Genomic DNA, 23,079 nt, shown 5'->3' with positions numbered 1-23,079 from the left:
AACAAGACGAAACGGCGCGTTTTTAGACTCGGTTCGTCGTGGCGCGAATAGTGACTAGGAGTCGAGTGATGGCTGGCATGCTTATGGACCAGGATTTGCTGCACGACCCGCACGGCGACGACGCGGCGCGCCCCGCCGAGTGGCTTCCTGGCCTGTTCGCCGCCCAGGCACGCCGTACGCCGGACGCCCCCGCGGTCCGCTTCGCGGGCGCCGAGCTGACCTACGCCGAGCTCGACCGCCGGGCCGGCCGCCTCGCCTCCCGCCTGGCCGCGCTCGGCGCCGGCCCCGAGCGTCTGGTCGCCGTGGCGCTGCCGCGTTCGGCGGATCTGGTCGTGGCGTTGCTGGCCGTGCTGAAGACGGGCGCGGCCTACCTGCCGATCGACGTCGAGTACCCGCGTGACCGTGTCGCGTTCATGCTGCGGGAAGCGCGGCCGGTGTGCGTGCTCACCGGCGGCGCCGCGGCGGCCGCCGTGCCGGACGAGGGGCCGCGGGTTTTGGTGGAGGAGCTCACCGAGGACGACGGCGAGCAGCCATGGCCCGGCGAGCCGCTGCTGGCGCCCGCCGGCCACCCCGCCTACGTCATCTACACCTCCGGCTCCACCGGCCGGCCCAAGGGCGTGGTCATCGGGCACGGCGCGCTCTCGGACTATCTGCTGTGGTCGCTGCGCGCCTACCCGAGCCTGGCCGGGGAGTCGCTGTGGCACTCCTCGGTGTCCTTCGACATGACCGTGACCTCGCTGTGGGCGCCGCTGGTCGCGGGCGGGTGCGTCCGGGTGTCGCCGCTCGCCGAGGAGGGCGTGCCCGGCGACGCCGGCGCGTGCACCTTCCTCAAGGCCACCCCGAGCCACCTGCCGCTGCTGGACATCCTGCCCGAGCGGTTCTCCCCGACCCGCGAGCTGATGTTCGGCGGCGAGGCCCTGCGCGGCGAGGCGCTGCGCGGCTGGCGCGAGCGCCACCCCGGCGTCACCGTGATCAACGTCTACGGGCCCACCGAGGCCACCGTCAACGTCGCCGAGTACCGCGTCGAGCCGGGGCAGCGGGTGCCCGACGGCGTCCTGCCGCTCGGCCGGCCGATGGACGACACCCGGGTCCACGTGCTGGACGCCGAGCTGCGCCCGCTGCCCCCCGGCGAGGTCGGCGAGCTGTACATCGCCGGCACCGGCCTGGCCCGGGGGTACATCAACCGGCCAGGGCTCACCGCCGAGCGGTTCGTCCCCGACCCCTCCGGCGTGCCCGGCGAGCGGATGTACCGCACCGGCGACCTCGCCCGGTGGCGCGAGGACGGGGTGCTGGAGTTCGCCGGCCGCGTCGACGACCAGATCAAGGTGCGCGGGCACCGCATCGAGCCCGGCGAGATCGAGGCCGTCATCGGCGGCCATCCGCGGGTCGCCCAGGTGGCCGTGATCGTGCGCGAGGACCGCGCGGGCGACCAGCGCATCGTCGCCTACGTCACCCCGCGCGCGGACGGCCTGAACGGCGCGGACGGCCTTAGTGGGGCGGACGGCCGGGACGGCGGGCACGCCGGCCCGGCCGAGCGGGTGAAGGCCGCCGTGCTGGAGCACGCCGGGGCCGCCCTGCCCGCGTACATGGTGCCCTCCGCCGTGGTGGTTCTGGACGCCCTGCCGCTCACCGCCAACGGCAAGCTCGACCGCCGCGCGCTGCCCGCCCCGCCGCCGCAGGCCGTCGCCGGCCGTGCCGCGCGCACCGCCGCGGAGGAGCTGCTGTGCCGCCTGTTCGCCGACGCGCTCGGCGTGACCGGGATCGGCGTGGACGGCAACTTCTTCGAGCTCGGCGGGCACTCCCTGCTGGCCACCCGCCTGGTCGGCATGGTCCGCGAGGCGTTCGACGTCGAGCTGCCGCTGCGCGCCCTGTTCGAGGCGCCGACCCCGGAGGCGCTCGCCGGCCGCGTCGCCACCGCCGCAAGGGGCCGCAGGCCCGCGCTCACCGCCCGCCCCCGGCCCGAGCGGATGCCGCTGTCCGCCGGCCAGCGCGGGCTGTGGTTCCTGCACCGCCTGGAAGGGCCCAGCGCGACTTACAACCTCCCGCTCGCCGTGCGGCTGACCGGCGCCGTCGACACGGGGGCGCTCGGCCGGGCCGTCGCCGACGTCGTGGCCCGCCACGAGCCGCTGCGCACCCTCTACCCCGACCTCGACGGCGAGCCGTACCAGCTCGTCCTCGACCCGGGGGCCGCCGTCCCCGAGCTGCCGGTGGTGCCCGTCACGGCCGGGGGCCTCGCCGCGGCGCTGGCCGCCGAGGCCGCGCGGCCGTTCGCCTTCACCCGCGAGGCGCCGTTCCGGGCGACCCTGTTCAGGCTCGGCGAGCGCGAGCACGTGCTCATGCTGGTCACCCACCACATCGCCAGCGACGGCCTGTCGGAGCAGCCGCTGCTGGACGACCTGGCCGCCGCCTACGCCCACCGCACCGGGCGCGGCGAGGCACAGGACGCGCCGCGGATCCAGTACGCCGACCACACCCTGTGGCAGCGCGAGCTGCTCGGCGACCTCGACGACGCGACGAGCCCGGCCGCCCGCCAGGTGGCGTTCTGGCGCGAGACTCTGGCCGGCGGCCCCGCGCTGCTGGAGCTGCCGCTGGACCGTCCCCGGCCGGCCGTGGCCGGCAACGGCGGCGCCAGGGTGGCCTTCCGCCTCCCCGAGGGCCTGCACCGCGACCTGGTCGCGCTCGCCCGGCGCGACGGTTCGACCGTCTTCATGGTCGTCCAGGCCGCCGTGGCCGCGCTGCTCACCCGGCTCGGCGCCGGCACCGACATCCCCATCGGCACGGCCACCGCCGGCCGCGGGGACCGGGCGCTGGACGGGCTCGTCGGCAAGTTCCTCAACACGCTGGTGCTGCGCACCGACACCTCCGGCGACCCGAGCTTCCGCGAGCTGCTCGCCCGGGTGACCGAGGCCGACCTGGCGGCCTACGCCAACGCCGACGCGCCGTACGAGAGCGTCGTGGAGGCCGTCAACCCGGTCAGGTCCCTGTCCTACCACCCGGTGTTCCAGGTCATGCTGACCTTCGAGCGCACTCTGCGCGCGCCGCTGCTCGGCCCGGAGCTGTCGCTGTCGGTGGAGCCCACCGTGCACACCGGCGCGGCCAAGGTGGACCTCAGCTTCTTCGTCAGGGAGCCCGCCGAGTGGGGCGGGGCCGGCGAGGTCGAGTGCGCCCTGGACTACGCCACCGACCTGTTCGACGAGCGCAGCGCCGAGGTGCTCGCCGCGCGGCTGGTGCGGCTGCTCGAAGGCGCCGTGCGCGACCCGGCGCGGCCCATCGGCGAGCTGGACCTGCTCACCCCCGGCGAGCGGGACACGCTGCTGGAGGAGTGGAACGCCACCGCCCACCCCGTTCCCGACGCCACCCTGCCCGAGCTGTTCGAGGCGCAGGCGGCCCGCACCCCCGGCGCGGCGGCCGTGGAGTGCGGCGGGGAGATCCTCACCTACGCCGAGCTGGACGCCCGCGCCTCCCGGCTGGCGCGGCTGCTGGCCGGGCGCGGCGTGGGCCCCGAGCGGTTCGTCGCCGTCGCGCTGCCCAGGTCGGCCTCCCTGGTGGTCGCCCTGCTGGCCATCGCCAAGGCCGGCGGCGCCTACCTGCCCGTCGACCCCGCCCTGCCCGCCGAGCGCGTGCGCTTCATGCTGGACGACGTCGCCCCCGTCCTCACCCTGGCCGCGCCGCAGGACCTGGCCGCGCTGGAGGCCGAGGCCGCCGCGCTGCCCGCCGGGCCCCTCGACAGCGGCCCGACGCCCGCCAACCCGGCGTTCGTCATCTACACCTCCGGCTCGACCGGCCGGCCCAAGGGCGTCGTGGTCGAGCACCGCTCGCTCAACCAGTACCTGGCCTGGACGCGGCACACCTACCACAGCGTCGCCGGCCGCGCCCTGGTGCACTCGCCGGTCTCCTTCGACCTGACCGTCACCGGCCTGTTCGGGCCGCTGACCAGCGGCGGGTGCGCGCACCTGGTGGACCTGGACGACGGCGACGCCGCCGCGGCCGCCATGGCCCGCCCGGACTTCGTCAAGGCCACCCCGAGCCACCTGCCGCTGCTCATCGGCCTGCCCGACCGGTTCTCCCCCTCGGCGCAGCTCGTGCTGGGCGGGGAGTCGCTCATGGGGGAGGTGCTGGACGAGTGGCGCCGCCGCCACCCGTCGGCCACCGTGATCAACGAGTACGGTCCCACGGAGACCACCGTGGGCTGCATGGAGTACCGCGTCGAGCCCGGCGACCGGGTGCCCGCGGGCGTCGTCCCCATCGGCCGGCCCATCTGGAACACCCGGCTCTACGTGCTGGACGCCGCGCTGCGCCCGGTGCCGCCCGGCGTGGTCGGCGAGCTTTACATCGCCGGTGACCTGGTCAGCCGCGGCTACCTGAACCGGCCGGGGCTGAGCGCCGAACGGTTCGTGGCCGACCCGTTCGCCGCCGGCACGCGGATGTACCGCTCGGGCGACCTGGCCCGCTGGCGGCCCGACGGCCAGATGGAGTTCGCCGGGCGCGTCGACCACCAGGTGAAGGTGCGCGGGTTCCGCATCGAGCTCAGCGAGATCGAGTCGGTGCTCGGCGAGCACCCCCGGGTGTCGGCCGCCGCGGTGATCGTCCGCGAGGACCGGCCCGGCGACCAGCGCCTGGTCGCCTACGTCACGCTCACCCCCGGCGAGCCGGTGGACCTGCTCGGACACGCCCGGGCCATGCTGCCCGCCTACATGGTGCCCTCCGCCGTGGTGGCGCTCGACGCGCTGCCGCTGACCGCCAACAGCAAGCTCGACCGCGCCGCGCTGCCCGCGCCCGGACCGGCCGCCCCGGTCGGCGGGTCCGCTCCGCGCACCCCGCAACAGGAGATCGTCTGCGGCCTGTTCGCCGAGCTGCTCGGCCTGCCCCAGGTCGGCACCGACGCGAACTTCTTCGAGCTCGGCGGCCACTCGCTGCTGGTGACCCGGCTGGTCGCCCGCGTGCGCTCGGTCTTCGGCGTCGAGCTCGGCGTCCGCGAGGCGTTCGAGGCGCCGACCCCGGCCGCGCTGGTCGAGCGCATCGACCTGGCGGGCCGGGGCCGGTCGAAGCCGGAGCCCGAGCCGCGACCCGAGCGCATCCCCCTGTCCTACGCCCAGCGCGGCGTGTGGTTCATCCACCGGCTCGACGAGGACAACCCGCAGTACAACATCCCGACCGTGCTGCGCCTGGACGGCCCGGTCGACAAGGACGCCCTGCGCGCCGCCGTTTTGGACGTCGTGGGCAGGCACGAGGTGCTGCGCACGCTGATCCGCAGCGAGGACGGCGAGCCGTACCAGGTGGTGCTGGCCCCGCGGGACGCCGAGATCGAGGTGGCCTTCACCGGCGTCCGGCCCGAGGAGCTGAAGGAGGCGCTCGCCGCGTTCGGCCACCGCTCCTTCCGGCTCGCCGAGCAGCCGCCCATCAGGGTCGGGCTGTTCTCGCTGAGCGAGCGCGAGCACGTCCTGCACCTGGTCATCCACCACGTCGCCTGCGACGGCTGGTCGTGGCGGGCGCTGCTGCGCGACCTGGCCGAGGCCTACACCGCCCGCATCGGCGGCGGCGCGCCCGCGTGGCCTCCCCTTCCGGTGCAGTACGCCGACTACGCGCTCTGGCAGACCAGGACGCTCGGCCGCGAGGACGACCCCGGCAGCGCGCTGGCGCGGCAGGTCGGGCACTGGCGCGCCGCCCTGGCCGGCATGCCCGAGCTGCTGGAACTGCCGCTGGACCGCCCGCGTCCGGCCGTTGCCTCCAACCGCGGCGAGATGGTCACCCGCCACGTCGACGCCGCGCTGCACCGCGACCTGGTCACCCTGGCCCACCAGGCCGGGGTCACCGTGTTCATGGTCGCCCACGCCGCCTTCGCCGCGCTGCTCACCCGGATGGGCGCCGGCACCGACCTGCCGATCGGCACCGGCCTGGCCGGCCGCAGCCACGAGAACCTCGACGACCTGGTCGGCTTCTTCGTCAACACCATGGTGCTGCGCACCGACACCTCCGGCGACCCGACCTTCCGCGAGCTGCTCGACCGGGTGCGCGAGGTGGACCTGGTCGCCTACGCCAACCAGGACATCCCCTTCGAGCGGCTGGTCGACGTCGTCAACCCGGCCCGCTCGCTGGCCCACCACCCGTTGTTCCAGGTCAGCATCGTGCTGCAGAACTACGCCGGCGCCCAGGCGCGGATGCCCGGCCTGACGGTCGGCCCGCCGGACGTCGAGCTGGAGGCGGCCAAGTTCGACCTGATGTTCTTCCTGGAGGAGGCGCACGAGGAGGACCCGCTGACCGGGCGGGCGCCCGGCGGGATGAAGATCAACCTGAAGTTCGCCACCGACCTGTTCGACCGGGCGACGGCCGAGGGCGTCGCCGAGCGCTTCTGCCGGATGCTGGCCGCGATGGTCGCCGACCCCGACGGCCGGATGGGCGCGGTGGACATCCTGTCGGCCGGCGAGCGGGCGCGGCTGCTGGTGGAGTGGAACGACACCGCCTCCTCCGCCGCCCCGGTGACGATGCCGGCGCTGTTCGAGGCCCAGGCGGCCCGCACGCCCGAGGCGCCCGCGCTGGTGTCCGGCGAGCGCACGCTCACCTACGCCGAGCTGAACGCCGCGGCCAACCGGCTGGCCCGCCTGCTGGTGGACCGGTACGGCGCCGGCCCGGAGTCGCACGTCGCCGTCGCGCTGCCGCGCTCGGTGGAGGCCGTCGCCGCGGTGCTCGCGGTGGTCAAGACCGGCGCGGCCTACGTCCCGGTCGACCCCGACTACCCGGCCGAGCGCATCGCGTTCATGCTGGCCGACACCCGGCCGTCCCTGGTGATCACCGGCGCGGCCGCCGAGACCGGCGGCGAGGTGCCCCGGCTGGTGCTCGACGCGCTCTCCGACCTCGACGGGCTGGACGGGTACGCCTCGGGCGACCTGGCGGACGCCGAGCGGACCGTGCCGCTGGAGCCGTCCCACCCGGCCTACGTGATCTACACCTCCGGCTCCACCGGGCGTCCCAAGGGCGTGGTGGTCACCCACCACGGCATCGCCGCCACCGTCGCCTCGATGCGCGATCGCCTGCTGGTCCACGACGGCGGCCGGGTGCTCCAGCTCGCCTCCCCGAGCTTCGACGTCTCGGTCATGGAGACGCTGATGGCCTTCGGCGCCGGGGGAGCCCTGGTGGTCGCGCCGCCGCACGTGCGCGGCGGCGACGACCTGGCCGAACTGCTGTCGGCCCAGCGGATCACCCGCGCGGTCATCCCCTCGGCGACCCTGGCCAGCGTCCCGCCCACCCCGCTGCCCCACCTGACCACCCTGCTGACCGGCGGAGACGTCGTCGGCCCCGAGCTGGTGGACAGGTGGGGCGAGGGCCGGCTCATGCTCAACGGCTACGGCCCCACCGAGGCCACGATCTGGGCCACCGCGAGCGGCGCCCTGACGCCGGGGGAGAACCCGCCGATCGGCTCGCCCCTGTGCGACACCCGGGTCTACGTCCTGGACGCGGGCCTGCGGCCGGTCGCCCCCGGCGTGGTCGGCGAGCTGTACGTCGCCGGCGAGGGGCTGGCGCGCGGCTACCTGCGCCGCCCGGCGCTCACGGCCGAGCGGTTCGTGGCCGACCCGTTCGGCGCGGGGCGCATGTACCGCACGGGCGACGCGGTGCGGTGGCGGGCCGACGGGCAGCTGGAGTTCGTCGGCCGGGTGGACAGCCAGGTCAAGGTGCGCGGCTTCCGCGTCGAGCTGGGCGAGATCGAGGCCGCGCTGTCGCGCCACCCGCAGGTCAGGCAGGCCGCCGTCATCGTGCGCGAGGACCGGCCGGGCGACCGGCGCATCGTCGCCTACCTGGTCGCGGCCTCGGCCAAGGCCCCCGAGCCGGGGCAGTTGCGCGCGCACGTGGGCGCCACCCTGCCCGAGTACATGGTGCCCGCCGCGTTCGTGACGCTCGACGCGCTGCCGGTCATGCCCAACGGCAAGCTGGACCGCAAGCTGCTGCCCGCGCCGGAGTTCGCCACCCGCTCGGGCGGCCGGGCGCCGCGCACGGCCCGCGAGGAGATCATGTGCGGGCTGTTCGCCGAGATCCTCGGCGTGCCGCACGTCGGGGTGGAGGACAACTTCTTCGAGCTCGGCGGCCACTCGCTGCTGGCCACCCGGCTGGTCAGCAGGATCAGGAGCACCCTCGGCACCGAGCTGCGGGTCCGCGACCTGTTCCGCACCCCCACCGTCGCCGCGCTGGTCGACCGGCTGCGCGCCACCAAGGACGACGGGCCCGCGCTGGCGCCGATGGAGCGGCCCGAGCGCGTCCCGCTGTCCTACGCCCAGCAGCGCCTGTGGTTCCTGCACCGGCTGGAAGGGCCGAGCCCGACGTTCAACGTCCCGCTCGTGCTGCGCCTGTCGGGGGCGCTGTCGGCCACGGCCCTGTCGGCCGCGCTGGCCGACCTGGTCGAGCGGCACGAGGCGCTGCGCACGGTCTACCTGGACGACGGCGGCCGCCCCTACCAGCGGATCCACCCCGCGGGCGAGGCCCGTCCCGCCTTCGACGTCGTGCCCGCCGGCCGCGACGAGCTGCCCGCGCTCATGGGCGACGCGCTCCGGCACACCTTCGACCTGGCCGGCGACCTGCCGATCAGGGCGACGCTGTTCGCGCTCGGCGCGCAGGAGCACTGCCTGCTGCTCCTGCTGCACCACATCGCCACCGACGGCGTCTCGATGGGCACCCTGAGCCGCGACCTGTCCACCGCCTACGCCGCGCGCCTGGCCGGCACCGCCCCCGACTGGGAGCCGCTGCCGGTGCAGTACGCCGACTACACCCTGTGGCAGGCGGCGGCGCTGGGCAGCGAGGCCGACCCGGCCAGCCCGATCTCACGGCAGCTCGACCACTGGCGCGACCGGCTCGCCGGCGCCCCCGAGCCGCTGGAGCTGCCCGCCGACCGCTCGCGCCCCGCCCGCCGCCACGGCACCGCCGAGCGGGTCACCTTCCAGATCGGCGCCGAGCTGCACTGGGACCTCATCGAGCTGGCCCGCCGCAGCAGCGCCACGCTGTTCATGGTGATGCACGCCGCGCTCGCCGGGCTGCTGACCCGGCTCGGCTCGGGCACCGACATCACCATCGGCACCGGCGTCGCCGGACGCGCGGACGAGGCCCTGGACAGGGTGGTCGGCTTCTTCATCAACATGGTCGTGCTGCGCGCCGACACCTCCGGCGACCCGAGCTTTCGCGAGCTGCTCGACCGGGTGCGCGAGGTGGACCTGGCCGCCTACGCCAACGCCGACGTGCCCTTCGACAAGGTCGTGGACGCGCTCAACCCGGCGCGGTCGATGAGCCACGCGCCTCTGTACCAGGTGACCCTCACCGTGGACCGGGACGTGGTCGGCGGCAACGTCCGCCTGCCCGGCCTGTCGGTCGAGGTGGACAGCCCCGACCCCGGCTCGGCCAAGTTCGACCTGTGGATCGGCCTGACCGAGACCTACGCCGCCGACGGCACGCCCACCGGCATGGAGGGCATCGTCAAGTTCGCCACCGACATCTTCGACCGGGCGACGGCGGAGGGCATCGCCGAGCGGTTCCGCCGGCTGCTCGGGTCGGTGGCGGCCGCCCCCGACCGCCGCCTCGGCGAGGTCGAGGTGCTCTCGCCCGCCGAGCGGACGCGGCTGCTGGTGGAGTGGAACGACACCGCCTCCCCGGTTCCGCCGGCGACGATCCCCGCGCTGTTCGAGGCCCAGGCGGCCCGCGCGCCCGAGGCGCCCGCGCTGGTGTCCGGCGGGCAGGTGCTCACCTACGGCGAGGTCAACGCGGTGGCCAACCGGCTGGCCCGCCTGCTGGTGGACCGGTACGGCGCCGGCCCGGAGTCGCACGTCGCCGTCGCGCTGCCCCGCTCGGCGCAGGCCGCGGTGGCGGTGCTCGCCGTGCTCAAGACCGGCGCCGCGTACGTCCCGGTGGACCCGGACTACCCGGGCGAGCGCATCGCGCTGATGCTCGCCGACACCGCTCCCTCGCTGGTCATCACCGGCGCGGGCGCGGCGGACCCGCCGGGGCAGGCGCCCCGGCTCGTGCTCGGCGACCTGGACGGGGTCGAGGGCCTCGCGGAGTACGCCGCCCACGACCTCGCCGACGGCGAGCGCACCGCGCCGCTGAGCCTGTCGTCCCCGGCGTACGTGATCTACACCTCCGGGTCGACCGGGCGTCCCAAGGGCGTGGTGGTCACCCACCGCGGCATCGCGGCGAGCGCCGCCTCCCAGCGGGAGCGGCTGCGCACCCGGCCGGACTCCCGGGTGCTCCAGTTCGCCCCGCTCAGCACCGACACCTCCATCTTCGAGATGCTCTACGCCTTCGGGGCGGGCGCCGCCCTGGTCATCGCGCCGCGCGACGTGCGCGGCGGGGACGACCTGGCCCGGGTGCTCCTCGACGGGCGCGTCACCCACGCCGTGCTGCCGCCCGCCGCGCTGGCGAGCCTGCCGGTCGTCCCCCTGCCCGACCTGGCCACCCTGCTCGTCGGGACCGACGTCCTCGGCCCCGAGCTGGTGGACCGGTGGGGCGAGGGCCGGCTCATGCTGAACGGCTACGGCCCCACCGAGACCACCATGTGGGTCTCGGCGAGCGGCCCGCTCGTGGCCGGGGAGAAGCCGCCGATCGGCTCCCCGCTGTTCGGCACCCGCTTCTACGTCCTGGACGCCGGCCTGCGGCCCGTCGCCCCGGGCGTGGTCGGCGAGCTGTACGTCGCCGGCGAGGGGCTGGCACGCGGCTACCTGCGCCGCCCGGCGCTCACGGCCGAGCGGTTCGTGGCCGACCCGTTCGGGCCGGGGCGCATGTACCGCACGGGCGACGCGGTGCGGTGGCGGGCCGACGGGCAGCTCGAGTTCGTCGGCCGGGTCGACGACCAGGTCAAGGTGCGCGGCTTCCGCGTCGAGCTCGGCGAGATCGAAGCCGTGCTCACCCGGCACCCCGGCATCGCGCAGGCCGCCGTCGTCGTGCGCGAGGACCGGCCCGGCGACCGGCGCATCGTCGCCTACGTGGTGGCCGGCGAGCTGCCGGAGGGCCTGCGGGAGTTCGTGGGCAAGGTCCTGCCCGCCCACATGGTCCCCTCGGCCTTCGTCCGGATGGACGCGCTGCCGCTGTCGCCCAACCGCAAGATCGACCGCCGGGCGCTGCCCGCGCCGGTGTACGAGGCCGGGACGGGACGGGCCCCGCGCAACCCGCGCGAGCAGGTGGTGTGCGGGCTGTTCGCCGAAGTGCTCGGCGTCGCCGAGGTCGGCGTGGAGGACAACTTCTTCGAGCTCGGCGGGCACTCGCTGCTGGCCACGCAACTGGTCAGCCGCGTCCGCTCGGTCCTGGCCGTGGAGCTGCCGCTGCGCGAGCTGTTCGACAACCCCACCGTCGCCGCGCTGTGCGAGAGCCTGGACCGGGCCGCCGGCGCCCGGCCCCCCGTGCGGCCCGTGCCCCGCCCCGAGCGCATCCCGCTGTCCTACGCCCAGCGGCGGCTGTGGTTCCTGCACCGCCTGGAGGGCCCGAGCCCGACCTACAACATCCCCCTGGCGATCCGCCTGTCCGGCGACCTCGACGCCGGCGCGCTCGGCGCCGCCATCGACGACCTCACCGGCCGGCACGAGGTGCTGCGCACCGTCTTCGCCGAGACCGACGGCGAGGTCCACCAGACGATCCTGCCCGCCGTCCACACCGAGGTCACGCTGGTCGACACCACCGAGCTGGACCTGCCCGACCTGCTGGCCCAGGACATCAGGTACCCGCTGGACCTCACGGGGCAGCCGCCGATGCGCGCCTGGCTCTACCGGACCGGCCCCGCCGAGCACGTGCTGATGCTGCTGGTCCACCACATCGCGGGCGACGGCATGTCGATGATGCCGCTGGCCGCCGACCTGGTCACCGCCTACACCGCCCGGCACGCCGGACAGGCCCCCGAGTGGACGCCGCTGCCGGTGCAGTACGCCGACTACGCGCTGTGGCAGCAGGAGACCGGCACCGAGGAGGCCGAGATCCGGTTCTGGCGCGACGCGCTCGCCGGGGCGCCGGAGGTGCTCGAACTGCCTGCCGACCGGCCGCGGCCCGACGTCGCCGGCCACGCCGGCACCACCATCCCGGTCGCCATCCCCGCGAGCGCGCACCAGGGCGTCGCCGCGCTGGCCCGCGAGACCGGGACCACCGTGTTCATGGTCCTGCAGGCCGCCGTCGCCGCGCTGCTCAGCAGGCTCGGCGCCGGCACCGACATCCCCATCGGCACCGTCGTCGCCGGGCGCAACGATGAGGCGCTCGGCGACCTGGTCGGGTTCTTCGTCAACTCGCTGGTGCTGCGCACCGACGTCTCCGGGGAGCCCACCTTCCGTGAGCTGCTCACCCGGGTCAGGCAGGCCGACCTGGCCGCCTACGCCCACGCCGAGGTGCCCTTCGAGCGGGTCGTCGAGGCGGTCAACCCCGAGCGGTCGATGGCCCACACACCGCTGTTCCAGGTGATGCTCAGCCTGATCAGCGAGGGGCTCCCGCGCCTGGACCTGCCGGGCCTGACCGCCGGGTTCGAGCCGCTGCGCGGCAGCGTCGCCAAGTACGACCTGGCGTTCGGCCTGCGCGAGCACCACGCGCAGGACGGCACCCCGGCCGGCATCGGCGGGTCGCTGGAGTACGCCACCGACCTGTTCGACGACGCAACCGCCGTCGCGCTCACCGAGCGGCTGGCCCGGCTCATCGACGCCGTGGCCGCCGACCCCGACCAGCGGATCGGGCAGGTGGACCTGCTGGCGGACCAGGAGCGCGAGCGCCTCGCGGCGGGCAACGCCACCGCCGCCCCGATCCCCGGCGAGACCTTCCAGGAGCTGTTCGAGGCCCAGGTGGCGCGCACGCCCGCCGCCCCCGCGCTGACCTACGGCGAGCTCACTCTGAGCTACGCCGAGCTGAACGAGCGGGCCAACCGGCTGGCGCACCTGCTGATGGAGCGCGGAGCCCCGCAGCAGTTCGTCGCGGTCGGCCTGCCGCCGAGCGTCGACGCCGTCGTCAGCCTGCTGGCGATCTTCAAGGCGGGCGCGGTCTACCTGCCCTTCGACCCCGAGCACCCGGCGGACCGCGTCAGCGCCGTCCTGAACAGCGCGCGGCCGACGCTGCTCATCGGCTCCTCGGCCTCCGCCGTCCCCATCCCCGGGGTCCAGGCGCCCTGGCTGGTGCTGGACCAGGACGACACCCGCGCCGCGCTGGCCCGTCAGCCGCACGGCGACCCGCCGGCCCGCCCCGAGCTGCGCCGCGACGGGCTGATGTACGTCATCTTCACCTCCGGCTCCACCGGCAGGCCCAAGGGCGCGATGGTGCACCAGCGCGGCATGGTCAACCACCTGTACGCCAAGATCGAGGAGCTGGGCATCGGCGCCGGGGACGCCGTCGTCCTCAACGCGCCGCTCACCTTCGACGTCTCGGTGTGGCAGATGCTCTCGGCGCTGCTGGCCGGCGGCCGCACCCACGTCGTCGACAAGGACGTCGCCCGCGACCCGCTGGAGCTGTTCGCCGAGGTCGAGCGCGCCGGGCTGACCATCGTGGAGGTCGTGCCGTCCTTCATGCGGGCCGGGCTCGACGCCTACGACTCGGGCATCCCGGCGGCGGCGATGCCGACGCTGCGATGGTTCATCGTCAACGGCGAGGTGCTCTCGCCGGAGATCTGCAAGCGGTGGCACGCCCGCTTCCCGCGGGCCGCGCTGGTCAACGCCTACGGCCTGACCGAGTGCTCCGACGACAACACCCACGCCTTCATCACCGGCGACGTCGACGCCCAGGTGGAGCACGGGCGGCTGCCGGTCGGGCGTCCGCTGCGCAACAACGTGCTGCACATCCTGGACGACGGCCTGCGGCCGGTCCCGCCCGGCCTGCCCGGCGACCTGTACATCGCCGGGACCGGCGTCGGCCTGGGCTACCTCGGCGAGCCCTCGCGGACCGCCACGCGCTACCTGCCCGACCCCTACGCCGCCGAGCCCGGCGCGCGCATGTACCGCACCGGCGACCGCGTGCGGCTGCGCGCCGACGACCAGCTCGACTTCCTGACCCGGGTGGACCACCAGGTCAAGATCCGCGGCAACCGCATCGAGCTGGGCGAGGTGGAGGCCGCGCTACGGGCCGCCCCCGGCGTCACCGACGCCGTCGTCATCGCCGACGAGCCGCAGGGCGGGCCCAAGCGCCTGCTCGGGTACGTCGTGACCCAGGATCCCGGCGCGTCCTCGGCCGCCCTGCGCGACCACCTGGCCGCGACCCTGCCCGACTACATGGTGCCCGCGGCGCTCGTCGTGCTCCCCGACCTGCCGCTCACCCCGAACGGGAAGATCGATCGCAAGGCGCTGCCCGACCCGTCCATCGCCGCCGGCGAGGCGACGGGACGCGCGCCGCGCAACGCCCGCGAGGAGATCCTCTGCCGCCTGTTCGCCGAGGTGGTCGGGGTGCCGTCGGTGTCGCTGGACGACGGGTTCTTCCAGCTCGGCGGCGACAGCATCATGTCGCTCCAGCTCGTCTCCCGCGCCCGCAAGGCCGGCCTGACCATCAGCGCCCGCGACGTGTTCCAGAACCAGACCGTGGAGGCCCTGGCGGCCGTCGCCAAGGAGACCCCGGGTGCGACGACCGGCGCCGCCCGCCACGCGGCGACCGGAGACCTGCCCGCCACCCCGATCATGCACTGGCTGCGCGAGCTGGGCGGGCCGAGCGACGGGTTCAACCAGGCGATGGTGCTCACCGTGCCGCCCGGCCTGGGCGAGCACCTGGAGGACGCCGTCCAGGCCCTGCTCGACCACCACGACGTGCTGCGCATGCGGTCCTCGGCCGGCGGGGACGGCGCGTCCCTGACCATCCCGCCCGCCGGCGCGGTCGCCGCTACCGACCGCGTCCGCAGGGTCGACGTCGCGGGCCTGGCCGAGGACCGGGTCCGCGCGGTGGTCGCCGAGGAGGGCGAGATCGCCCGCTCGTCGCTGTCGCCCGCCGCGGGGGCCATGGTGAACGCCGTCTGGTTCGACGCCGGACCCGGCCGCCCCGGCCTGCTGCTGCTCGTGCTGCACCACCTGGCCGTGGACGGCGTCTCCTGGCGCATCCTGGTCCCCGACCTCCAGGCGGCGTGGGAGGCCCTGGCCCGTGGTGGCAGGCCCGTCCTCGACCCGGTGCCCACGTCCTTCCGCCACTGGGCGCACACGCTGGCCACGCTGGCCCGCGACGCCAAGGCGGCCCCGTGGGACGCGCTGCCCGCCGCCGAGCCGCCGCTCGGCTCCCGCGAGCTCGACCCCCGCAAGGACGCCGCCGGGACGGCGCGCGAGCTGACGCTCACGCTGCCCGCCGCCGCCACCGAGCCGCTGCTGACCGCGGTGCCCGCCCTGTTCCACGCCTCGGTCAACGACGTGCTGCTCACCGGCCTCGCCATCGCCGCCGGCCAGTGGCGTGGCCGGGAGGAGCTGCTGGTGGACGTCGAGGCGCACGGCCGCGAGGAACTGGCCGAGGGCCTGGACCTGTCCAGGACGGTCGGCTGGTTCACCAGCATGTACCCGGTGCACCTGCGGAGCGGCCCGATCGACCGGCGGGCCGTCCTGGCCGGCGGCCCGGAGGTCGGCGACGCGCTCAGGCGGGTCAAGGAGACCCTGCGCGCCATCCCCGACAACGGCGTGGGCTTCGGGCTGTGGCGCTACCTCGGCGGCGAGCCCAGGGTGACCCCGGTCCCGCAGATCGCCTTCAACTACCTCGGCCGCTTCGGCGGCGGAGGCGGCGGCACCGGCGGGGACGGCACCGGCGCGTACTGGACGCCCGCGAGCGGCATGCCGACCCCGGTCGCCCGCGACCCGGAGATGCCCTCGGCGCACGCGATCGAGCTGGTCGCCACCGCCGTGGACCGCCCCGGGGGCACCGAGCTGTCGGTCACCTGGTGCTGGCCCGGCGAGCTGTTCACCGAGCGGGAGATCGGCGCCCTCGCCGAGGAGTGGTTCACCGCGCTGCGCGGCCTCGCCGCCCACGCCGACCGTCCGGACGCCGGAGGCTACACCCCCTCCGACCTGTCCCTGACCCTGACCCAGGACGAGATCGACAGCCTCGAAGAGGAGCTGATGGGGCAGTGAAGCGCGCAGCGTTCGAAGACGTCCTGCCTCTGGCGCCGATGCAGGAAGGGCTGCTGTTCCACGCCCTGGCCGAAGAGGACGGCGTCGACACCTACACCGTCCGGATGGTGCTGGAGATCGAGGGCCGCCTGGACCCCGGCGTCCTGCGCACGGCGGCCCGCGCGCTGCTGCGCCGCCACCCGAACCTGCGGGTGAGCTTCCGGCAGCGCAAGACCGGGCAGCCGATGCAGGTCGTGCACCGCGACGTGGAGCCGCCCTGGGAGCAGGCCGACCTGAGCGGCCTGCCCGCGAAGGAGCAGGAGGCCGAGCTGGCCCGCCTGTTCGAGGCCGAGCAGGGCCGCAGGTTCGACCTGGCGACCCCGCCCGCGCTCCGCTTCACCCTGGTGCGGCTGGACGACGAGCACCACCGGCTGATGGTGACCAACCATCACATCCTGTTCGACGGCTGGTCGCTGCCGATCCTGCTGCGCGAGCTGCTGGCCCTCTACCACTCCCGGGGCGACGCCTCGGCGCTGCCCCGGGTCACCCCCTTCCGCGAGTACCTGACCTGGCTGGCCGGGCAGGACGAGGCGGAGGCCGAGCGGGAGTGGCGGGCCGCGCTCGACGGGCTCACCGAGCCCACCCGGCTGTTCCCCGGCGCCGCCGAGCAGGTCCCCGAGCTGCCCGGACGGCTCATCCTGGACCTGCCCCGCGAGGTGGCGACGGACTTCACCGCCGCCGTGCGCGGCAGGGACGTCACCCCCAACACCCTGGTCCAGGGCCTGTGGGGCCTGCTGCTCGGGCGTCTCACCGGCCGCGACGACGTGGTGTTCGGCGCGGTCGTCTCCGGACGGCCGCCCGAGGTGCCCGGCATCGAGACCATGGTCGGGATGTTCATGAACACCGTCCCGGTCCGGGTGCGCCTGGACCAGGCCGAGTCGTTCACGGCCCTGCTCACCCGGCTGCAGGGCGAGCAGGCCGGGCTGCTGGCCCACCAGTCGGTGCGGCTCGGCCGCATCCACCGGATGACCGGGCTCGGCGAGCTGTTCGACACCGTGACCACCGTGGAGAACTACCCCGGCGGCTCGCCCGGCCGCGACGACGCCGAGATCCGCCTGGTCGGGGTCGGCGGGCGCGACTCCGCGCACTACCCGCTGCGCCTGATCGCCGGCATGGCCGGCGACCGGCTGCAGATGGAGCTGGAGTACCGCACCGACCTGGTGACCGACGGCGAGGTGCGCGCCCTGGGCGACTGGCTGGTCCACACGCTCACCGCGCTCGCCACCGCCCCCGACGCGCCGCTGCGGGAGGCCGGGCTGCCCGCGAGCCCGTCCCTCGCCGCGGCGGCCCCCGCTGGGTCCGCGAGCCCGTCCCTCACTGCGGCGGCCACCGCCGGGTCCGCGAGCTCGGCCGTTACCACGGCGGCCGCCGACGGCGCCGCGGGCGAGGCCGGTCCCGCTCGGACGCGCCGCCACCGCGGCGGCCCCCGGGAGGAGATCCTGCGCGGGCTGTTCGCCGAGATCCTCGGCGTGCCCGAAGTGGGCCCCGGCGACGACTTCTTCGCCCTCGGCGGCCAGTCGCTGACGGCCGTGCGCCTGCTCAGCAGGGTGCGCGCGGTGTTCGGCGCCGCCCTCCCCGTCCGGGCGATCTTCGAGTCGCCGACCGTGGCCGAGCTGTCCCGCCGGATCGAGACCGCCGAGCGGGCCGGGCCCCCGCTGACGCCCATGCCGCGCCCGGAACGCATCCCGCTGTCCTACGCCCAGCGGCGCCTGTGGTTCATGTCCCGCCTGGAAGGGCCGAGCGCCACCTACAACATCCCCGGCGCGCTGCGGCTGCGCGGCCCGCTCGACGTCGCGGCGCTGCGGCTCGCCCTGGACGACGTCACGGCGCGGCACGAGTCACTCCGCACCGTCTTCCCCGACCACGAGGGCGAGGCCGAGCAGCGGGTGCTGCCGCCGGAACTCGCCCACGTGCCACTGGAACAGGTGGACCTGGCCCCCGGCGAGCTGGACGAAGCGCTGCGGGCCGCGTGCGCGCACGCCATCGACCTGTCCCGCGAGCTGCCGCTGAAGGCGACGCTGTTCCGGCTGGCCCCGGAGGACCACTGCCTGCTCATCCTGCTGCACCACATCGCCGGCGACGGCTGGTCGATGGGGCCGCTGGCCAGGGACCTGTCCACCGCGTACGCGGCCAGGCTCCAGGGACGGCCGCCCGGCTGGGCGCCGCTGCCCGTGCAGTACGCCGACTACACCCTGTGGCAGCGGGACGCCGACCTCCCGCTCGGCCACTGGCTGGAGGCGCTGAAGGACCTGCCCGAGCGGCTGGAGCTGCCCACCGACCGCCCGAGACCGGCCAAGGCCACCTACCGCGGCGGCCAGGTGCCGATCGACTGGGACCCCGCCCTGCGCGACGGCGTCGCCGCGCTGGCCAGGCGGAGCGGCACCACGGTGTTCATGGTGCTGCAGGCCGCGCTCGCCGCGCTGCTGACCCGGCTCGGCGCCGGCACCGACATCCCGATCGGCACGCCGGAGGCCGGCCGCGCGGACGAGGCGCTGGACGACCTCGTCGGGTTCTTCGTCAACACCCTGGTTTTGCGCACCGACACCTCGGGCGACCCGGCCTTCCGCGACCTGCTCGACCGGGTGCGCGAGACCGACCTGTCGGCCTACGCCCACGCCGGGGTGCCGTTCGAGCGGCTGGTCGAGGCGGTCAACCCGGCCCGCTCGCTCGGCCACCACCCGCTGTTCCAGGTGATGCTCGCCATGCAGGACGACGCCGGGGACGGCGGCGACACCCCCGCGCTGGCCGGGCTCGCCGTCGGCGGCCAGGAGATCCGCACCGACGTCGCCAAGTTCGACCTGGCGTTCAGCCTCAACGCCGACCTGCGCGGCGTGCTGGAGTACGCCGCCGACCTGTTCGACCCCGAGAGCGCCCGGCTGCTCGCCGACCGGCTTGGTTGCCTGCTCCGCTCGGCCGTGGCCGACCCGGCCGCGCCGATCAGCGCGCTCGACGTGCTGCCGCCGGGCGAGGCCGCCCGGCTGGCGCGCTGGGGCGACGGCGGCCCCTGGGAGCCCGTGGCGAGCTTCCCCGCGCTGTTCGAGGAGCAGGTGCGCCGCACCCCCGGCGCCCCCGCCGTCGCCTTCGGCGCCGACCGGCTGACCTACGGCGAGCTGAACGCCGCCGCCAACCGCCTGGCCCACCTGCTGATCGCGCGCGGCGCCGGCCCCGAGGACGTCGTGGCGCTGAAGCTGCCCCCCTCGACCGGCCTGGTCGTCGCGGTGCTGGCGGTGCTGAAGGCCGGCGCGGCCTACCTCCCGGTGGACCCGGCCTACCCGGCCGAGCGGATCGCCGCGATGCTCGACGACGCCGCCCCCGCCCTGGTGCTGTCCGGGCCGCTCCCCGACGCCGCCGCCTTCCCCGGCCACGACCCCCGCGACGCCGACCGGGCGGCCCCGCTGCTGCCGTCGTCCCCGGCGTACGTCATCTCCACCTCCGGGTCGACCGGGCGTCCGAAGGGCGTGGTGGTCACCCACCGCGGCTTCGCCGCCCTGCGCGAGAACCAGGCCCGCGCCTACCCGGCGGGCCCCGGCGACCGGGTCCTGCAGTACGTCTCGCCCAGCTTCGACGTCTCGGTGGCCGAGCTGTGCTGCGCCCTGCTCACCGGCGCCTGCCTGACCGGGCCCGGCGGCGGGCTGACCGGCGAGGAACTGGCCGCCCTGATGCGGCGGGAAGGGGTCACCCACGCGTTCATCCCGCCGGCGGTGCTCGAAGGGCTGCCCCGGGACATCCCGTCCCTGCGCACCCTGGTCACCGGCGGCGAGACGCTGTCCGCCGGGGCGCGCGACTCCTGGTCGCGGGGACGCCGCCTGATCAACGAGTACGGCCCCTCCGAGGTCACCGTCGCCGCGACCGTCAGCGCGCCCCTCGCGGGACCCGCCCACCCGCCGATCGGCCGCCCGGTCCCCGGCGCCGCGGTGCACGTCCTGGACGCCGGGCTGCGGATGGTGGCGCCCGGCGTGGTGGGCGAGCTGTACGTGTCCGGCGTGGGGCTGGCGCGCGGCTATCTGCGCCGTCCCGGGCTGACCGCCGAACGCTTCGTCGCCGACCCGTTCCGGGGCGGGCGCATGTACCGCACCGGTGACGCGGTGCGGTGGCGGGCCGACGGGCAGCTGGAGTTCGTCGGCCGGGTGGACGACCAGGTCAAGGTGCGCGGCTTCCGCGTCGAGCCCGGCGAGATCGAGGCCGTGCTGACCCGCCATCCCGCCGTGGAGCGGGCCGCGGTCGTGGTGCGGGAGGACCGGCCGGGAGACCGGCGGATCGTCGCCTACGTCGTGGCCGGTCAGCTCCCCGCGGGGCTGCGCGACCACGTGGCCGAGGCCCTGCCCGCGCACATGGTTCCTGCGGCGTTCGTCCGGATGGACGCGCTGCCGCTGTCGCCCAACCGCAAGATCGACCGCCGGGCGCTGCCCGCCCCGGTGTACGAGGCCGGGACGGGACGGGCCCCGCTCGGCCCGCGCGAGCAGGTGGTGTGCGGGCTGTTCGCCGAGGTGCTCGGCGTCGCCGAGGTCGGCGTGGAGGACAACTTCTTCGAGCTGGGCGGGCACTCGCTGCTGGCCACGCAGCTCGTCGGCCGCGTCCGCGCGGTCCTGGGCGTCGAGCTGCGGGTCGCCGACGTCTTCGAGGGGCCGACCCCGGCCCGGCTGGCCGCGCGCTCCGGCGGCGGGGCCGGCGGCGCGTTCGACGTCGTCCTGCCGCTGCGCGAGGGCGGCGACCGATATCCGCTGTTCTGCGTGCACCCGCTGGCCGGCCTGGGCTGGCGGTACTCCGCGCTGCTGCGCCACCTCGACCCGGCGCACCCGGTGTACGCGCTCCAGGCCCGCGGCCTCGAAGGGCGCGACGAGCTGCCCGCCGACCTCGCCGAGCTGACCGCCGACTACGTCGCCCAGGTGCGCAAGGTCCAGCCCGCCGGCCCGTACCACCTGCTCGGCTGGTCGCTCGGCGGCAACTTCGCCCACGCTGTGGCAGCCCGGCTGCGCGAGGAGGGCGAGGAGGTCGGCCTGCTGGCCGTCCTGGACGCCTACCCGTCCCCGCCGGAGGAGAAGGACTACTCCGACCGCGCGGTGCTGCTCGCCGACATGTGCGAGCACTACGGCGAGGCCTACGGCGCCGAGCCGGTCGACATCGGCGCGATGAGCCCGGAGGAGATGCGGCGGCGCGTCATCACGCTGCTCGGGAGCAGCACGAGCGAGCTCGGCCACCTGGACGAGGCTCAGCGCGGCCACGCCCTGGAGGTCATGGTCAACAGCATCCGCATCACCAGCGGCCCGCCCCCCGTCCTGGACGGCGGCCTGCTGCTGGTGACCTCCGCCCGGCCGTCCTCGCCGCCGGAGTCCTGGCGTCCGTACACCGCCGGCGCCATCGAGGTGCGCGCCGTCGACGCCGAGCACCACCGCATGCTGGAGCCCGAGCCCGCCGCCCACATCGCCGCCCTCATCGCCGACCGCATCCCGCTGAGGGAGCACGCGGGGGTGTGACGGACGCGGCAACGGCGATGGCCACGGAGATTTCATCCCGTGGCCATCGCCGTTCGCCGCTGTTCTCCCGGGCTGATGCTAGGAACTCCTCAGCACCACCATCCCCCCAACGTGAGGATCCGAGGATGATCGCTTCAAGGGCCCTGCCGTCCGTGTTCGCCGTGGCCGCGTCCGTGCTGCTGATCAGTGGGAGCGCGCGGGCCGACGCGGAGGTGCCGTTACCGTCGGCGATCTTCCGCGCCACGCACAACAGCTACTCCGGTGACGTGGACGGCGCCAAGAAGTCCATCACCTACCAGCTCGACCACGGCGTCCGCTTCATCGAGCTCGACGTCCACGACAACGGGTACGCCACGGCCCACGACTACGCCATCGGCCACGACTCGCCCGGTGACCTGGTCGACCACTCGGGCAACCCGGCCTCCAACCTGCTGCGCGACTGGCTGACCGTGATCGACGCCTGGTCGCGGCAGCATCCCACCGCCGCCCCGATCGTCGTCATGCTCGACCTCAAAGACGACTTGACCGACAACCCCTCCTTCGCCGCCGGCAACCTGACCGCGCTCAACCAGGAGCTCGTCTCGGTGTTCGGGCCCCGGCTGTCGGCCGCCGAGGACTACCAGGCGAGCCCGCCGTCGGTGGACGCGCTGCGCGGCCGGGTGCTGGCTCTGCTGTCGGGCGACGGCAAGACCCGCGCGGAGTACAGGCGCGATCTCGGCGCCAACCCCGCGGTCGCGCTGAACGCGAACGGCCAGGTCGTCGAGGTGCACGACTCCGGCTCGGGCGTGCTGTGGTACTGGACCGGCCGGTACGACAACGGCCGGGTGAGCTGGCTGCGCCATGGGAGGTACGACACCGGCCAGACGCCCGCCGTCGCGCTGAACGACAACGGCGACCTGATCGAGGTCCACCAGTCGCCGAGCGCGACCACGCTGTGGTACCGCGTCGGGCATCTCGGCGCCGACGGCGAGATCAGCTGGTCGGCGAGCCACCAGTACGACAACGGCTTCCTGCCGACGGTCGCGTTCACCAGCCCGGCCGGCACGCAACTGCGCGAGATCCACCGCAGCCAGAGCAACAGCCAGAACTGGACGTGGAGCGGCGCGCTGAACACCGCCGCGTCCACGGTCGCGTGGAGCGGCAACGCCAAGACCTCCGACGCGCGCTTCGACAAGACCACCTCGGCCCGTGGCACGGCGAGGGTCCACGTGTGGACCGGGGCGGACGGCCCCACGCCGGCGCGGACGCTGCGCGTGGACACCGACCGGTTCACCGGCGACCGCGTCCGCTACCGGCAGACGGCCTTCGACGAGTACCAGAAGGGCGACGCCGCGGAGCTGCAGCAGGACGCCCTGTTCTATGCCGCACCGGCCACCGAGTCCGCCTTCATCACCTCCGCGCGGCAGGCGGGCCGGCTCGTGCGCGGATGGGACTTCGACTCGGCGGCCATGGCGACGACCCCCCTCGCCAACTATCCCGCGACCAACCACCCCTACGACGCCTGGTACGACGACCTCCTCACCCGGTCCGGCGCCGTCCAGTGATCCCTC

Annotated in this window: 3 protein-coding genes; all 3 read left to right on the top strand. The window is 75.2% G+C overall.

The genetic code is table 11. From position 1 onward, the window contains the following. The first annotated feature begins 68 nt into the window (after positions 1-68). The 3 genes from ACWEN6_RS27150 to ACWEN6_RS27140 all read left to right on the top strand — a co-directional run bounded on the left by ACWEN6_RS27150 (position 69) and on the right by ACWEN6_RS27140 (position 23,073). Positions 69-16,016, top strand: coding sequence for a non-ribosomal peptide synthase/polyketide synthase (locus tag ACWEN6_RS27150; RefSeq protein ID WP_452573985.1), 15,948 nt, complete (start codon positions 69-71; stop codon positions 16,014-16,016). Next, positions 16,013-21,529, top strand: coding sequence for an amino acid adenylation domain-containing protein (locus tag ACWEN6_RS27145; protein ID WP_452573983.1), 5,517 nt, complete (start codon positions 16,013-16,015; stop codon positions 21,527-21,529). Before ACWEN6_RS27150 ends, ACWEN6_RS27145 begins: the two co-directional genes overlap by 4 nt. Positions 21,530-21,654: 125 nt before the next feature. Then, entirely contained in the window at positions 21,655-23,073 is a 1,419-nt protein-coding gene (locus ACWEN6_RS27140; RefSeq protein ID WP_452573981.1) for a hypothetical protein, read from the top strand. Positions 23,074-23,079: the final 6 nt, after the last annotated feature.

The organism is Sphaerisporangium sp. NPDC004334, from assembly GCF_053602655.1.
Note: the sequence above shows the minus strand (reverse complement) of the source record. Positions and strands in the feature narration are given on the sequence as shown.

Bases quoted from the DNA above. Each gene is read 5' to 3' on its own strand.
- ACWEN6_RS27150 (WP_452573985.1), top strand. From the start codon at position 69: ATGGCTGGCATGCTTATGGACCAGGATTTGCTGCACGACCCGCACGGC.
- ACWEN6_RS27140 (WP_452573981.1), top strand. From the start codon at position 21,655: ATGATCGCTTCAAGGGCCCTGCCGTCCGTGTTCGCCGTGGCCGCGTCC.